Annotated in this window: 20 protein-coding genes and 2 pseudogenes; all 22 read left to right on the top strand. The window is 51.4% G+C overall.

Annotated features, from left to right (window positions below; translation table 11 throughout):
- The first annotated feature begins 56 nt into the window (after positions 1 to 56).
- The 22 genes and pseudogenes from K2184_RS25195 to trbC all read left to right on the top strand — a co-directional run bounded on the left by K2184_RS25195 (position 57) and on the right by trbC (position 13,688).
- Positions 57 to 227 (top strand): TraY domain-containing protein, encoded by a 171-nt coding sequence (locus K2184_RS25195; protein WP_004144426.1) that lies wholly within the window; start codon positions 57 to 59, stop codon positions 225 to 227.
- A gap of 61 nt (positions 228 to 288) precedes the next feature.
- On the top strand, positions 289 to 657 hold the full coding sequence (gene traA / locus K2184_RS25190) for a type IV conjugative transfer system pilin TraA (protein ID WP_004194426.1): 369 nt from the start codon (positions 289 to 291) through the stop codon (positions 655 to 657).
- A 13-nt stretch (positions 658 to 670) separates the two neighbouring features.
- The gene (gene traL, locus K2184_RS25185) at positions 671 to 976 is read left to right on the top strand and encodes a type IV conjugative transfer system protein TraL (RefSeq protein ID WP_004144424.1); all 306 of its coding nucleotides are present in this window, start codon (positions 671 to 673) and stop codon (positions 974 to 976) included.
- 19 nt (positions 977 to 995) lie between these two features.
- Entirely contained in the window at positions 996 to 1,562 is a 567-nt protein-coding gene (traE, locus tag K2184_RS25180; RefSeq protein ID WP_016831035.1) for a type IV conjugative transfer system protein TraE, read from the top strand.
- A complete protein-coding gene (gene traK, locus K2184_RS25175) occupies positions 1,549 to 2,289 on the top strand; it encodes a type-F conjugative transfer system secretin TraK (protein WP_014386193.1) in 741 nt (246 codons plus the stop codon). The genes traE and traK overlap by 14 nt, the downstream gene beginning before the upstream one ends.
- Entirely contained in the window at positions 2,289 to 3,713 is a 1,425-nt protein-coding gene (traB, locus tag K2184_RS25170) for an F-type conjugal transfer pilus assembly protein TraB (RefSeq protein ID WP_023158013.1), read from the top strand. Before traK ends, traB begins: the two co-directional genes overlap by 1 nt.
- Positions 3,706 to 4,302: pseudogene (traP, locus tag K2184_RS25165) on the top strand (conjugal transfer pilus-stabilizing protein TraP). Before traB ends, traP begins: the two are co-directional and overlap by 8 nt.
- A gap of 22 nt (positions 4,303 to 4,324) precedes the next feature.
- Positions 4,325 to 4,909 (top strand): type IV conjugative transfer system lipoprotein TraV, encoded by a 585-nt coding sequence (gene traV / locus K2184_RS25160; protein WP_014386196.1) that lies wholly within the window; start codon positions 4,325 to 4,327, stop codon positions 4,907 to 4,909.
- Between the two features lie 131 nt (positions 4,910 to 5,040).
- Positions 5,041 to 5,451, top strand: coding sequence for a hypothetical protein (locus tag K2184_RS25155; RefSeq protein WP_016831039.1), 411 nt, complete (start codon positions 5,041 to 5,043; stop codon positions 5,449 to 5,451).
- 4 nt (positions 5,452 to 5,455) lie between these two features.
- Positions 5,456 to 5,745 (top strand): annotated as a pseudogene (locus K2184_RS25150) (hypothetical protein).
- A gap of 23 nt (positions 5,746 to 5,768) precedes the next feature.
- A complete protein-coding gene (locus tag K2184_RS25145; protein WP_014386199.1) occupies positions 5,769 to 5,987 on the top strand; it encodes a hypothetical protein in 219 nt (72 codons plus the stop codon).
- Positions 5,988 to 6,299 carry a hypothetical protein gene (locus K2184_RS25140; protein WP_014386200.1) on the top strand — a complete coding sequence of 104 codons (312 nt, stop codon included), beginning with the start codon at positions 5,988 to 5,990 and terminating at the stop codon, positions 6,297 to 6,299. It begins immediately after the preceding gene.
- Between the two features lie 66 nt (positions 6,300 to 6,365).
- Positions 6,366 to 6,770 carry a hypothetical protein gene (locus K2184_RS25135; protein WP_016831042.1) on the top strand — a complete coding sequence of 135 codons (405 nt, stop codon included), beginning with the start codon at positions 6,366 to 6,368 and terminating at the stop codon, positions 6,768 to 6,770.
- A gap of 42 nt (positions 6,771 to 6,812) precedes the next feature.
- Complete coding sequence (locus K2184_RS25130) at positions 6,813 to 7,202, top strand: hypothetical protein (protein WP_023158009.1); 390 nt, start codon at positions 6,813 to 6,815, stop codon at positions 7,200 to 7,202.
- A gap of 7 nt (positions 7,203 to 7,209) precedes the next feature.
- On the top strand, positions 7,210 to 7,608 hold the full coding sequence (locus tag K2184_RS25125) for a hypothetical protein (RefSeq protein ID WP_023158008.1): 399 nt from the start codon (positions 7,210 to 7,212) through the stop codon (positions 7,606 to 7,608).
- 71 nt (positions 7,609 to 7,679) lie between these two features.
- Entirely contained in the window at positions 7,680 to 10,319 is a 2,640-nt protein-coding gene (gene traC, locus K2184_RS25120; RefSeq protein WP_023158007.1) for a type IV secretion system protein TraC, read from the top strand.
- Entirely contained in the window at positions 10,319 to 10,708 is a 390-nt protein-coding gene (gene trbI, locus K2184_RS25115) for a type-F conjugative transfer system protein TrbI (RefSeq protein WP_004167468.1), read from the top strand. Before traC ends, trbI begins: the two co-directional genes overlap by 1 nt.
- Positions 10,708 to 11,343 carry a type-F conjugative transfer system protein TraW gene (gene traW, locus K2184_RS25110; protein ID WP_023158006.1) on the top strand — a complete coding sequence of 212 codons (636 nt, stop codon included), beginning with the start codon at positions 10,708 to 10,710 and terminating at the stop codon, positions 11,341 to 11,343. The genes trbI and traW overlap by 1 nt, the downstream gene beginning before the upstream one ends.
- A 34-nt stretch (positions 11,344 to 11,377) precedes the next feature.
- A complete protein-coding gene (locus tag K2184_RS25105) occupies positions 11,378 to 11,779 on the top strand; it encodes a hypothetical protein (protein ID WP_023158005.1) in 402 nt (133 codons plus the stop codon).
- Positions 11,776 to 12,765 carry a conjugal transfer pilus assembly protein TraU gene (gene traU, locus K2184_RS25100; protein WP_015632509.1) on the top strand — a complete coding sequence of 330 codons (990 nt, stop codon included), beginning with the start codon at positions 11,776 to 11,778 and terminating at the stop codon, positions 12,763 to 12,765. The genes K2184_RS25105 and traU overlap by 4 nt, the downstream gene beginning before the upstream one ends.
- A 20-nt stretch (positions 12,766 to 12,785) precedes the next feature.
- Complete coding sequence (locus tag K2184_RS25095) at positions 12,786 to 12,962, top strand: hypothetical protein (protein ID WP_162866177.1); 177 nt, start codon at positions 12,786 to 12,788, stop codon at positions 12,960 to 12,962.
- 78 nt (positions 12,963 to 13,040) lie between these two features.
- Entirely contained in the window at positions 13,041 to 13,688 is a 648-nt protein-coding gene (gene trbC / locus K2184_RS25090; RefSeq protein WP_015632510.1) for a type-F conjugative transfer system pilin assembly protein TrbC, read from the top strand.
- The last annotated feature ends 7 nt before the right edge of the window (positions 13,689 to 13,695 follow it).

The following is a 13,695-nucleotide window of genomic DNA, read 5'->3' as shown; positions in this document are numbered from 1 at the left end:
GAGGTCGATTGGAAAGAGCGATTAGGAGCAACGCACGACCTGCGCCTGGAAAAAATGTGCTTTTAAAATTAGATGAAGAAACTAATCGTCGACTCATCAAAGCAAAAGACAGAAGCAGAAGAAGTAAAACAGCTGAAGCTTATTTGAGACTGAAAGATCATCTAGAACGTTTTCCGGACTTTTATAACTCGGAACTAGCCGTACCAGGAGGTGAAAAGGAAGAGTGATTTAACATCATAGTCAAAAATCTGTTTTATATATCAACCATTCTTTTTAAAGGAAATAAATATGAATGCTGTATTAAGTGTTCAGGGCTCTGCTGTCTCTGAAAAAACCAAACCGTCTTTTATGTCCCGCGTTTTCAATAAAAAGAAAGCCCTGAAAGTCGCTAAAGTTGCGCTGCCGGTTGCTGCTGTGGCGGCGTTCTTCCCGGATGCTGCGATGGCCACCACCACGGCAACCGACCTGATGAAGTCCGGGGATGCGACCGTTAAAGGCACGTTTGGTAAGCAATCCAGCGTAGTCAAATGGGTTGTTCTGGCAGAAGTCGTCGCCGGTGGCATCATGTACATGATGACCAAAAACGTGAAGTTCCTGTTTGGCTTCGCGATTATTTCCACCTTTATAACCATCGGTATGTCGGTCGCCGGTTACTGACAGGAAGCACGTGATGACGGGAGACGAATTAAAGCGATACCGTTTCCCGGAAACACTGACTAACCAGTCCCGCTGGTTTGGCTTATATCTCGATGAACTTATCCCGGCCGTGATTTGTCTCGGCTGGGGTTTCTGGACCAGCAAGTTCATTTTTGGCATAGCTTCAGCGGTACTGGTTTTCTGGGGTATCAAGAAACTGAAAAAAGGGCGGGGCAGTTCCTGGCTACGCGACCTGATTTACTGGTATCTGCCAACCTCCCTTCTTAAAGGTTTCTTTCATGATGTTCCGGACTCCTGTTTCCGGCAGTGGATTAAATAAATCAACGGGGAAATAACATATGGAACATGGTGCCAGACAAAATACCACCCGCGTTATCGCTGTGGGATTTATCAGTCTGGGGACACTCCTGACCCTCAGTCTTGCAACCAATATTATCCAAGGCATAAATAATTACCGTCTGCAGACGGAACAGAAAGTGGCGGTGACACCGATGTTATTCCGTGCACCCTTTGCGGTGTCTCAGAACCAGGCTGACGCCTCTTATATTGAGCAGCTGGGCCTGTCCTTTGTTGCCCTGCGTCTGAATGTCACGCCGGAAACGGTTGATGCCCAGCATCAGCAGCTACTCCGGTATGTATTACCTGCCTCGCAGAACAGCCTCAAGGTCCATCTGGCTGAAGATGCGAAACGCATTAAAGACAATAACGTTAATTCCACCTTTTATATGACGTCGATGCGTGCCTGGCCGGCAGAGAACCGCGTGGATATCCGGGGTGAGCTGAAAACGTGGATTGGGGATTCCAAACCCTACAGTGAAATTAAAAGTTATGTCATTCAGTTCAGTCGTGTCGATGGTGTCAGCTGGCTGGCGCGTTTTGGAGAAATAAATAATGAAAAAAATTAACCCGTTATTTATTTCAGGCTGTCTGCTGTTGGTCGCCCCTGCGATGTCCGCGACCCTCAGCGGTACGCTGGAGCCGACAGTGGTTCCCCTGACCAATGGCGGTCAGGCAAATATTGCCGTGAGTAACACCGATCCGAATCTGTTCACAGTACCTGGCGATCGCATCACGGCGATAAACAGCCTGGACGGCGGCCTGACAAATCAGGAGCAGACCGACAGCGGCGGCGCCATTCTGGCGACCGTCAGTAAAAAACCATTCACCTTCATTGTGGAAACCGAACGCGGGCTGAACTTCTCCATTCGTGCCGTGCCCCGTGCGGGCTCAGGCCGGACAATTCAGCTGGTCAGCGAGCTGGCGGGTACCCCCGGTCCGGCAAAAGCCTGGGAAGAGTCGAACCCCTATGAATCGTTACTGGTTTCGCTGAATCGCGCCGTGCGTCAGGGCAGCGTACCCGGTGAGTATCAGTCTGTCCCCGTCACTTCTGAAGTACTGCAGGTGCCGGCTGGTCTGCGCGCCACTGCCGATCGGGTCTGGGTCGGTCATCACCTGAAAGTTGTCCGTTACAGTCTGGACAATGTCTCCCTGTCGGCCCGTATGGTGCGTGAAAGCGATTTCTGGCAGCCCGGAACACGTGCCGTCATGTTCAGTACCCCGGCGGGCCTGCTGACTGCCGGTGGTCGCATGCAGATCTGGGTCACGACGTCAGATGAAGGAGTGAAGCGCTGATGGCCAACTTCAACACGCTGATCAAACGTAAGCAATATATCTGGCTGGGACTCATTCTGGCGGGCGGCGCGGCAGCCGTCGGAGGCGGGCTGTATCTGTCAGATCTGAACATGAGCTCTGATGAGGAAGCCCCGGCTCAGGGCGAACCCGCACCGGATATGACCGGGGTGGTCGACAGCAGCTTCAACAGTAAGGTGGAGCAGCACGCGACAACAGAAATGCAGGCGACTGCCGCTGATCTCAACAAGCGTTTTGACTCCCTGCAGGGGGAAGTGGACCTACTGAGTAAGGCGCGAACCGCTGACCAGATACGTATCGACAAGCTCAGCAGTGACAATGAAGCCATGCAGAATCAGCTGAAGGCGCTGGGCGTGAAACCGGCTGTCTCTGGTGGCGAGCCCGCGCCGACTCCTCCGTCACCGCCACCCGGTCCGGAAGGGGAGCCGCAGCCAGCCAGTTATCCGCCGCAAACCGGCGCCGCGGTACCGCCTCCGACGGCATTCTATCCGGGGAATGGTATGACACCGCCGCCGCAGGTCAGCTACCAGTCTGTACCGGTACCAAACCAGATACAGCGTAAAACGTTCAGTTACGACAAAGGAAAAAAAACGAAGTCATTGCCGTACATTCCGTCGGGGAGCTTTGCAAAAAGTATGCTTATCGAGGGGGCAGATGCCAACGCGTCTGTTACCGGGAATGAATCAACTGTACCGATGCAGTTGCGTATCACCGGTCGCGTGGAAATGCCAAACAGCAAAACCTACGACCTGACAGGGTGTTTTGTGGGCCTTGAGGCCTGGGGAGATGTCTCCAGCGAACGCGCCATTGTCCGTACCCGCAATATCAGCTGTATCAAAGGTGATAAAACCATCGATCAGCCCATTAACGGCCACGTTTCCTTTATGGGGAAAAACGGGGTTAAGGGAGAGGTGGTGATGCGTAACGGAAAAATCCTCGGCTGGGCATGGGGGGCCGGTTTTGTTGACGGGATTGGTCAGGGCATGGAACGGGCTTCACAGCCGGCTGTTGGCCTGGGGGCAACCGCAACTGTTGGCGCCGGTGACGTTCTGAAAATGGGGGTCGGCGGTGGTGCATCTAAAGCTGCGCAGACGCTGAGCGAGTACTACATCAAAAGGGCCGAGCAGTATCACCCGATCATTCCGATTGGTGCCGGCAACGAAGTGACCGTCGTGTTCCAGGATGGATTCCAGCTGAAAACGATTGAAGAACTGGAAGCGGAAAAGAACGGGCAACAGCAGGCTCAGAATCAGGAGGCGGAGCCGGCACCGCAGGCTGATGCACATCATCAGTCAGGCGGCGGTATGAACGGATTCAATACTGACGAGATGCTGAAGAAGCTGGGCAAACTTGATCCGCGTGAGTTCTCTCCGGGCGCAGCGCCGCAGGGGGAAAATAATGGCTAAGTCTCTCATTACTGCTGTTCTGTCAGCACTGCGCTGGGCTCACTGGCTGGTTAAGTGTGCGGTGGTGTATCCGCTGGCCATGATGATGTTACTGGTTGTTCTGGTGTTCCTGACGGGACCGTACACGTTCGGCCAGACGCTGGTGAAAACCGTAGAGTCTGTGCAGCAGTAGGGATATGTCATTCAGGACTGCACGGGGCCGAAAGAACTTAATGGTGATGCGGTGAACGCTCCACTGCCTCCGGTTTTACAGGAAGACTGCACCACCGTCAGTACGGATGCGGCAGGGTATGCAGCATATATCGACCAGAGCTATACGCATAATATTCTCTGGCTCTGGCTGCTGATGGCGGTGGTGTTTACCGGGATCGCTGTGGTTTTCCGTCGGACTCCTGTCCGCAGGGTGATCATACGGAAAAACGGTGTTGTCGTCGGAGAGGCTGGTTCGGGTTCTTCAGGGCTGATTCTAGCCCGATCTGATGTCAGCCAGATTAAGCGTGTTTACTATGAAATGAGTCCGGATGAAGGGGATAAATTTGTTCGGGCGATTAAGGAAAATACCCAAATCAGGATGAACCTGAAGAAATAACCGATAAATAGCGAGAAATATCATGAAGGAATTAATGCTGTTAATTCCTCTGGGCAGCGCTTTGCTCTTAACCGGGTGTGCGGGCACAGAGACCGAATTTCAATGTAATGCCACGACGTCGGATACCTGTATGACGATGGAGCAGGCAAATGAAAAAGCGAAGCTGAAGGAGGTACGCAGTGATGCAAAGCCGGCTGCGGCCGGGTTGCCACAACTGGCTGAGGGTAATTTCAGAACCACGTCAGTTAATTCGTTCCCGTTGCCGCCTCAACCCAACCTGAACCGGGCCAGAGTGGCAGCGGAGAGAGAACGAGCACGTGCAGTGTACCTAAATAATCCAACGGCAAAGAATGAGGCAATATATTTCGAAACCGAGAAAAGGCTCCAGTCTTTGCCGGTAGTGAAAATGTCTTTACCAGTAGTGGCGTCAACGTTTACGTCACCGTCAACACCGCCAGGTAATTATCCCCGGCCATTAAGAAAAGGGGAGGAGACAACGTCATTGTGGATAGCGCCGTATGTGGATTCAGATGATGTATATCACCAGCCGGCAACGGTTCTTTTTGTCGTAAAACCATCGGCGTGGGGACAGCCTCGCCTTAATTGATTCACAGCGCCATTGCTGGCGCTGCAGTAGTGTTCCATTTCTGAATTATAACGAGTGCCCTCTGCGTTGAAAGGGATGGGCGGTAGCGTGTGAAATGAACGTCGATAACGAAAAATGAAAGAATTTGAAAAATGACTGACTCAATGAAATATCTATGGCTGCTTTTGCGCGAAGATTCGTCATATATTTTTATGTTGATTCTTATTGTTGGTTCTGCCGTAATCGTGTCTTCCTTTTTTCAGAGAGTAATCACATCCTGGTGGGGTAAAACCCTCAGTGTGATACTGTGTATGGTGAGTATGATTACTACAGCAACAGGAGTTCTTGATCCTGAGTCAACATATAAACAAATTATAAACAGGAAAGAAAATATCATTTATACGCTTAGAAATTGCAGAGTCTCCGCATTTGAAGCGCAGCAGGCAGGGTTTCTGGCTAAAGCAAAAGATGCCTGGTCTTGCCCGGATGGCGTAACACGGTATATGGATGTGAGATACAGAGATAAGGCAGAGATTAATAAACTTAGTACGGAAGGTAAGTAACGTTATGGATGAATTATTCAAATGGACGATGGCGCTGGTGTTTTTATTGACAGGTTATCGCCTGCTTTTTTCTAGTGACAGTAATACAGTGCCCGAAGTTCTTTCTCATCACTGGAAAAATGACTGCCGGTTGCTTGAGACTAATATTGATAAAGGGTTTTCTCTCCAGCGCAAAATAGACTTCAGTGTGGTGATGTTATTGAAAATGTCAGCAAGGCTGATTATGACAGAGCGATAAGGGGCGATAAGCAAACAACTATCGCAGAGGCAATGAAAGAAATATTCATTCGTTAATATATAAACAGAGGCAATAAAGTATGCATGCCTTTATTTTTCTGGTGCTGATGACGCCGAGTAGTGGTGGTGGAATTTGGGATATTACTCCCATGCCTAATACAGATGTCTGCATAAAAATGCTACGGGTACTCGAAGCACGTGGTGGCAGAGGTTACGGAAGTAATACAGGAGAGTGCATTGAAATTAAAACCCGCGAGCCTTTGAGCAGCGTGATAGAAACATTGAGTGAGGGTGGGTAAATGGCTGAATACCAGTTAAGTTTTGATGGTTTTGTTCGACTTTTTTTTGCAATGGCAATCATTATCTGCGGTTACGGCTATGTAATTATTGGTGTTTTTATAAGAGATGCGCTTGCCTATATTTTAATGTTGTTTGGGCTTACAGGTCTCAGTGCTTTATTTTCTTTAATGGTATTCATGGATAAAAATATGTGGGCCGGTTCTCCTGATTTGACGCTATCAGTAATAACGGGATTTTTTTCAGCCACAGTGATCTTTTATATGTTTTATGTCTTGATTTATTACTTTGATCGGATGGGGGCGGGTGAATAGTAAGACCGGTGGTCAGTGTTAACAATCTCACGTTATTTGAAAGTATGCAGCATAAGGAATAAGAAAGTGAAAGCGTACTATATACTTGGACATAACGTTGCATGGCTTAACGGTATATGCCTGATTCTTTTTGTTATTGGTTTGGTCGGTGCGCTGGCAATGGTTGCCATCCCTGAAAAATTCAATCTTCGAGTTAACAGAGGCGATACATTCATATACTGTGCGCTTATAGCGGTGGTTGGGTTTTCCGGGATGTTCGTTATCTCCATTCACTCATTTTCGATGGATGAACTTGAAGCAGGTAGACACTGGAAAGATGACTGCCGGACACTTGAGGTAAACATGCCGACAGGCGCTTTTACCAGCCCTGTTAATAAACTGGACTGTGATGGCATCATCATTAATGTGCCTGGTGGGCAGTATTATTCCTATATCCATCAGTGGGAATTATATAAAGCTAACTCAAAATGAAATGCTGATTAATAAACTGGATTGACCGGTAGGGATGGAACAATGGAAAGACAACAAGAAATTGAAGAGCGCTCTCGGGATTTAATAAGAAAGGCCGATGAAAAAGAAAGGCAAGAATTGAAACGTTTTGATCTGCTATATGGTATTTTTTGGGTTCTTCTTTTTTTTGCTTCAGCTGGATGTTTTTTTGTTCAGTATGAAGATTTTCGCGATATGCAGCCCGCCACTCCAGAACAACTGCAAAGTATTATTCATGATGCGCCTTGTGCGGGTGAGGCTTTTCGGATGGCTCTTCAAACTAATAATGTGACTTCGTCAGCGACATTAACTTTTGGTGACGCAAAAAAGATGGCATCAGAATGCAAGGATAAAAAAGAGATTAAAGCAGTACGTGAAAAACAACTTAACGCACTGAACGATATGAGCAAATAATCAGGGGATGGATATGATGCTGTTTCTTCGAAAGTATGGATTTTTGTTTACCCCTCCAGTCTACTGGCTCATCTATCTGGGAGCCAGACTGACTTACAATGGACTGGCAGGAGACTTTTCTGCTGATTTCCTTCAGGGTATTCGACATGAAGGCGTCTATATTATCTGTAGTTTGTGTGTATTTTATTTTTTCTGCTTAGAGGTGGAAGTTGGTGATGGCGAATTCTCAGCGAACATTCTGTTCCTGATTGTTTTCTTTCATGTGGTTTTATTATTTATCACTCTGCTTATTTGTTTGTGGCAAGGGGAGGTGTTGTTGGATTCGATCTTTATGGGTCAGATTATCGCCTCCATGTGTTTATTGTTTTTCATTCCTGTGCTTTCCATTATAAGGAGGAGTTTCTAGTGCGGCTGTGAATATTCTTCTTGCCATTTATTACCCTTGTTATTTTGAAATGCTCTTAAAGGAACGCCTGCATGAGTAATAACATCATCGATGCCGTCACCCAGACTGTGAATTCACTGGTATCAGCACTGAAGCTGCCCGACGAATCTGCAAAAGCCAATGACACGCTGGGCAGCATGAATTTCCCCCAGTTCAGCCGTATTCTGCCCTATAAGGATTATGATTCCGCGACCGGTCTGTTTATTAATAACAAAACCGTCGGTTTTATGTTTGAGGCGCGTCCTTTACCCGGTGCGGATAAAAGTATCGTCGCCACACTGGAGCATTTACTGCGCAGCAAACTTCCCCGGGGCGTCCCGGTCAGTTTTCATCTGGTCTCCAGCAAACTGGTCGGCAATGATATCGACTACGGTCTGCGTGAATTCCGCTGGAGTGGTAAACAGGCTAAAAAGTTTAACGCCATTACCCGCGCCTACTATCTCCGGGCGGCGGAAACACAATTTCCCCTGCCGGACAATCTGGATTTGCCCCTGACGCTGCGTAACTACCGCGTGTACATCTCCTGCTGCGTGCCCCGGAAGAAGAACTCCGCCACGCAAATTGTGGAGATGGAGAACCAGATAAAAATCCTGCGGGCGTCACTGGGCGGGGCTTACATTCCGACGCGTATCCTTGATGCGGCCGGGCTGGTCGAACTGATGCGTGAGCTGATTAACCCGGACCCGCACGAGATGTACCGCGTACCGTATAAGCTGGACCCCTATCAGGATCTGAACTATCAGTGTGTCGATGACAGCTTTGATATGAAGGTCACGGCCGGTCATCTGAAAATTGGCCGCCTGGGGCGCGACGGGAAAGAGTGCGTGACCCGGGTGACGAGCTACCATCTGGAGAAAGATCCGGAAATGGCCTTCCTCTGGTCCAATGCGGACAACTACGCCAACCTGCTGAACCCGGAGCTCTCCATCTCCTGCCCCTTTGTCATCACGCTGACGCTGATGGTGGAGGACCAGGTGAAGACCCAGAACGAAGCCAACCTGAAATTCATGGACGTGGAGAAGAAAAGCAAAACCTCCTACGCGAAGTACTTTCCGAACGTGATAAAGGAAATGCAGGAGTGGGGCGATATCCGCCAGCGACTGGCGACCAACCAGACCTCCCTGGTGTCCTACTTCTTTAATATCACCACGTATACCGCCGATAACGCAGAGGCCTCTCTCGCTACCGAGCAGCAGGTGCTCAACAGTTACCGTAAGGGTGGCTTCCAGCTTATCCCGGCCCGCTACCATCACCTGCGTAATTTTCTGGCCATGATGCCGTTCAAATGCGGCGAAGGCCTGTTCAAAGAGCTGCAGGCGGCAGGCGTGGTGAAGCGGGCTGAGACGTTCCAGGTGGCCAACCTCCTGCCGATCGTCGCTGACAGCCCGCTGGCGCCGGCGGGACTCCTGGCCCCCACCTACCGAAATCAGCTGGCGTTCATCGACCTGTTCTACGAGGGAATGAACAATACCAATTTCAACATGGCAGTCTGCGGGACGTCCGGGGCGGGTAAAACCGGTCTGATTCAGCCCCTCATTCGCAGTGTGCTCGACTCCGGCGGGTTTGCCTGGGTGTTCGACATGGGCGATGGCTATAAGTCCCTGTGTGAAAACATGGGGGGCGTATACCTCAATGGCGATACCCTCAAGTTTAACCCGTTCGCCAACGTGCTGGATGATGCTCACTTTGACATGTCAGCAGAACGTATACGCGATCAGATGTCGGTGATGGCCAGTCCGAACGGCAACCTCGATGAAGTCCATGAAGGTCTGCTTCTGCAGGCAGTTCAGGCGGCCTGGTTAAGCAAGCGTAATCATGCACGCGTTGATGACGTAGTGCAGTTTTTACAGGACGCGAAGGACAGCGATGAATATGCTGATTCCCCGACAATCCGGGGCCGTCTGGACGAGATGATAATCCTGCTCGATCAGTACACGGTGAATGGGATCTACGGGGACTATTTCAACTCAGATAAACCAACACTTCACGATGACGCCCGGATGGTGGTACTGGAGCTCGGTGGTCTGGAGTCGAGGCCCTCTCTGCTTATCGCGGTGATGTTCTCATTGATTATTTACATCGAGAACAGGATGTATCAGTCACCGCGTGGCCTGAAAAAACTGAACGTCATCGATGAGGGCTGGAAGCTCCTTGATTTCAAGAATGGAAAAGTGGGGCAGTTTATCGAGAAAGGCTACCGTACCGCGCGTCGACATACCGGCGCATACATCACCATCACGCAAAATATCGTCGACTTCGACTCCCCGACCGCCTCCAGCGCCGCACGTGCAGCGTGGGGGAACTCATCGTACAAGGCCATTCTGAAACAGTCAGCGAAGGAATTTGCCAAGTATAACCAGCTGTACCCGGATCAGTTCAGCAAGCTGGAGAAAGACATGATTAACGGCTTCGGCTCGGCAAAAGAGCAGTGGTTCTCCTCCTTTATGCTGCAGGTGGAAGCGAACTGCTCCTGGCACCGCCTGTTCGTTGACCCGCTCAGCCGGGCGATGTACTCCTCCAAAGGCCCGGATTTTGAGTACATGCAAGCGCGCCGGCAGGAGGGGGTCGATATCCACGATGCGGTATACGGACTGGCGTGCCGCAACTTTAAAGACGAAATGGCAGAGCTTGAATCCCGAATACCGGTGAATGACATGGAGGATAAACAGTGATGAAAAACAACACCGAACAACCGGTCAGTACGACCTCTCATACCTTTCGCCGGATACCTGTCATCGTTGCTCTCGTGCTTTTCGCCCTGGCAACCAGCGCGTTTCTCTCACGCGTGGTTCTGGAGTACTCCACGCCGCGGGTGGTGGCTTTTGATATGAAGAAGACGCTCGACAGCTTTATGGACAGTGTGAGTCAGAAGCAGCTGACAGAGGCGCAGTCCAAAGCGCTCTCTGATCGGTTTAACGACGCGCTGGAGAAGAGTCTGGCGGAGTATCAGCAGCAGCATCATGTGGTCATTCTGGTTTCACCTGCCGTGGTTCAGGGCGCGCCTGATGTGACCCGCAACATCCAGCACGACATTGCCCGCCGGATGAAAGGAGAACAGTAATGATACGACTGAAAGACTGTCTGCTCGCCGCCTGCCTGTTATCGCCGCTGACTCAGGCGGCTGATCTCGGTACCTGGGGGGATTTATGGCCCCTCCGTGAGCAGGACATGCTGCAGCTCATCACGCAGCGTCTGCAGTCGCTGCAATCCTCTGGCCAGTGGGACCAGACGATGGACGCGTTTAAGCAGCGGGTTATCGAGAACAGTCAGCGTCCGGCGCCGGTGGAAGGCATTAAGCGTGCGGAGAAATACGAGCAGCGCTGGTTTGATCCCAGCATCCGACTGACCGAAGACCTGAAGGACAATGAGGGGCGGGTGTTTGCCCGCAAGGGCGAAGTGGTAAACCCGCTTAAAACCGTACCGTTTGTCCAGACCCTGTACTTCATCAATGGTGACGATGCCGACCAGCTGGCCTGGATGAAGCGTCAGGTGCCGGAAACCCTGATGAGCAAAATTATCCTGGTGCGTGGCAGTATCCCGGACACCTCCGCAGCGCTGGACAGCCGGATCTATTTCGACCAGAACGGTGTACTGAGCAAGCGATTTGGCCTGACGGCGGTCCCGGCGCGGATCACGCCGGCGCCCTCCGGTGAACGGCTGAATATTGAGACCTTCCCGCCCGTCCCGCACCCCTGATCTGGGGCTGCGTTTTATTCAAAAGAGGTAACCGATGCCGATGATACTGGCCTTAATAATCCTGCTCACGATGCTCTTGCTGACGCTAATGTGGTCCACCATCCGTAAGCAGGAGAATGTCATACGGGAACTCAGTACAAGAGAAAGCTGGCTGGAGAGAGAGGTTGAGCGTCTCAGGACCGATAACGAGAAGCTGTACCGCTGGCTGAGATACAACAGTGAAAAGGTTATCGATGAAATGACTTGTGAACTCGATGCACTGTCCGCCGTTCGCCAGACGAACAGGGATTCATACCGTCGCCAGCTTTACCTCTTCGACTGCCTGTCCCTGATGGTGTGGGCCGGGATGGAGGGCGCCGAAGACTCTACACGGGAAAAGGTCCGCAATAAAATCGATGCCCTCCGTCTTGTTCTCAGGGAGAAAACTGACGAATGAAAGCCATGTTTTTTTTAATCTGCATCGCGTTCTCAACGTTCAGTGGCCGCGCCGCCGCAGACCCCTCCTGTGAGGGCCGGTTTGTTAACCCGATCACCGATGTGTGCTGGCGCTGCATCTTCCCTCTGTCGCTCGGCAGCGTGCAGGTTGGTAAAGGCGACCTGCCTGATACCAGCAATCCCGGCAGTCCCCTGCAGCTGTGTCCGGCTCCGCCACCGCTTTTTGTTCGTCCCGGACTGGCCATCGGGTACTGGGAGCCGATGGCCATGACGGACGTTAGCCGTTCGCCTGGCTGTATGGTCAATCTGGGGGGCTTCAGTATCAATCTCGGCAAGACCGGCATGGGGACCGCGAGAAAGGACGACAAGCAGGTGAACGGCGCCTTCTATCACGTTCATTGGTACAAGTACCCGCTGACGTACTGGCTGAACATCATCACTTCGGCAGGCTGTCTGGAAGGCGGAGACATGGATATAGCCTATCTGTCCGAGATTGACCCGACCTGGGTGGACAGCAGCCTCACCACCATTCTGAATCCGGAAGCGATCCTGTTTGCCAACCCCATCGCGCAGGGCGCCTGCGCAGCGGATGCGCTGGCCAGTGCATTCCATATGCCTCTGGATGTCCTCTTCTGGTGTGGTGGAAGCCATGGCTCACTTTACCCGTTTAACGGCCAGGTCAGTAATGAGTCCAGCCCGCTGCAGTCGTCGGTACTGGTCAGTGAGCGTATGGCCTTCAAGCTCCACCGGCAGGGACAAATTATGGAGAGTATCGGGAAGGACAAGGCAGTCTGTTACGAATATCCCTCCCCGATCATCCCGAAAGAACGCTGGCGCTATCAGATGGTGAACATGTATCCGGACAGTGGTCAGTGCCATCCGCTTGGACGCAGCGTGATGCGCTGGGAGGCCGGCAAAAATCCGCCCAACACCCGCAAGAACTATGGCTACCTGATGTGGCGTAAACGTAACTGCGTATTTTTGTAAGTCAGACAGGAAAAGGATAAATGATGGAAAAAGAACAGAATCAATGTTGCCAGCAACCCCTCCTGCATCAGGATGTATCTCCCACTACATCCCGGGTCACTTTCAGCACGGATAAAAAGGTACTAACGGCAGAGCAATACAGAGACTGGCAATACATTGGCGCAACCCTCAGAGAAAAAATGCAGTCGAATAACTGAATATGTGATGCAGGGCTATGCATTTGTCATGACCTGTAGCAATAGCCAGGCACATAACTCTCTCTAATTGAGGTAATTATGAATAAAGGAATCACCGGGCTGGCCTGGGGGCTGAGTCTGCTCTGCACTACGGCGTCAGCCGCTGACAATATTAATACTCCCGGGGACCAGCAGTGGCTGAAACAGCAGGAGAACCTCAGCGAACAGCTGCGCCAGCATCCGGATAAACAGCTGCAGCAGGAGCTTGAGGCGCAAATCAGCCGCAATCCTCTGCCCAAATCAGACCGCCAGTTTATCGATAATCTGGTCAGCCAGCAGAAAGCGGCGAATCAGGAAAAGCCGGCAGAAGGAGCGCTGTACTTTGTCTCCTTCTCGATACCTGAAGAGGGGCTGAAGCGGATGCTGCACGAAACCCGGCAGTACGGCATTCCGGCGACACTGCGTGGGCTCGTCAATAACGACATGAGGACCACCACTGACGCGGTGCTGCAGCTGGTGAAGGATGGCGTGACCGACGGCGTGCAGATTGACCCGACACTATACACACAGTACGGCATCCGGAGTGTGCCGTCTCTGGTGGTACGGTGTCAGGCCGGGTATGACGTGGTACGTGGTAACATTCACGTCAAACAGGCGCTGGAGAAAGTGGCACAGACCGGTGACTGCGCACAGCTGGCCCGGCAAATACTTGATGCGCACTCGAATGCCGCCGGGAGCCAGCCATGAAAGACAG

The sequence above is a fragment of the Klebsiella sp. K5-306 genome (assembly GCF_051835185.1).
In the GTDB taxonomy this organism is placed as follows: Bacteria; Pseudomonadota; Gammaproteobacteria; order Enterobacterales; family Enterobacteriaceae; genus Klebsiella; species Klebsiella oxytoca.
The sequence above is the reverse complement of the archived record's forward strand: the minus strand, read 5'-3'. Positions and strand labels throughout refer to the sequence as shown.

Bases quoted from the DNA above. Each gene is read 5' to 3' on its own strand.
- traA (WP_004194426.1), top strand. From the start codon at position 289: ATGAATGCTGTATTAAGTGTTCAGGGCTCTGCTGTCTCTGAAAAAACC.
- traL (WP_004144424.1), top strand. From the start codon at position 671: ATGACGGGAGACGAATTAAAGCGATACCGTTTCCCGGAAACACTGACT.
- traE (WP_016831035.1), top strand. From the start codon at position 996: ATGGAACATGGTGCCAGACAAAATACCACCCGCGTTATCGCTGTGGGA.
- traK (WP_014386193.1), top strand. From the start codon at position 1,549: ATGAAAAAAATTAACCCGTTATTTATTTCAGGCTGTCTGCTGTTGGTC.
- traB (WP_023158013.1), top strand. From the start codon at position 2,289: ATGGCCAACTTCAACACGCTGATCAAACGTAAGCAATATATCTGGCTG.
- traV (WP_014386196.1), top strand. From the start codon at position 4,325: ATGAAGGAATTAATGCTGTTAATTCCTCTGGGCAGCGCTTTGCTCTTA.
- K2184_RS25155 (WP_016831039.1), top strand. From the start codon at position 5,041: ATGACTGACTCAATGAAATATCTATGGCTGCTTTTGCGCGAAGATTCG.
- K2184_RS25145 (WP_014386199.1), top strand. From the start codon at position 5,769: ATGCATGCCTTTATTTTTCTGGTGCTGATGACGCCGAGTAGTGGTGGT.
- K2184_RS25140 (WP_014386200.1), top strand. From the start codon at position 5,988: ATGGCTGAATACCAGTTAAGTTTTGATGGTTTTGTTCGACTTTTTTTT.
- K2184_RS25130 (WP_023158009.1), top strand. From the start codon at position 6,813: ATGGAAAGACAACAAGAAATTGAAGAGCGCTCTCGGGATTTAATAAGA.
- K2184_RS25125 (WP_023158008.1), top strand. From the start codon at position 7,210: ATGGATATGATGCTGTTTCTTCGAAAGTATGGATTTTTGTTTACCCCT.
- traC (WP_023158007.1), top strand. From the start codon at position 7,680: ATGAGTAATAACATCATCGATGCCGTCACCCAGACTGTGAATTCACTG.
- trbI (WP_004167468.1), top strand. From the start codon at position 10,319: ATGAAAAACAACACCGAACAACCGGTCAGTACGACCTCTCATACCTTT.
- traW (WP_023158006.1), top strand. From the start codon at position 10,708: ATGATACGACTGAAAGACTGTCTGCTCGCCGCCTGCCTGTTATCGCCG.
- K2184_RS25105 (WP_023158005.1), top strand. From the start codon at position 11,378: ATGCCGATGATACTGGCCTTAATAATCCTGCTCACGATGCTCTTGCTG.
- traU (WP_015632509.1), top strand. From the start codon at position 11,776: ATGAAAGCCATGTTTTTTTTAATCTGCATCGCGTTCTCAACGTTCAGT.
- K2184_RS25095 (WP_162866177.1), top strand. From the start codon at position 12,786: ATGATGGAAAAAGAACAGAATCAATGTTGCCAGCAACCCCTCCTGCAT.
- trbC (WP_015632510.1), top strand. From the start codon at position 13,041: ATGAATAAAGGAATCACCGGGCTGGCCTGGGGGCTGAGTCTGCTCTGC.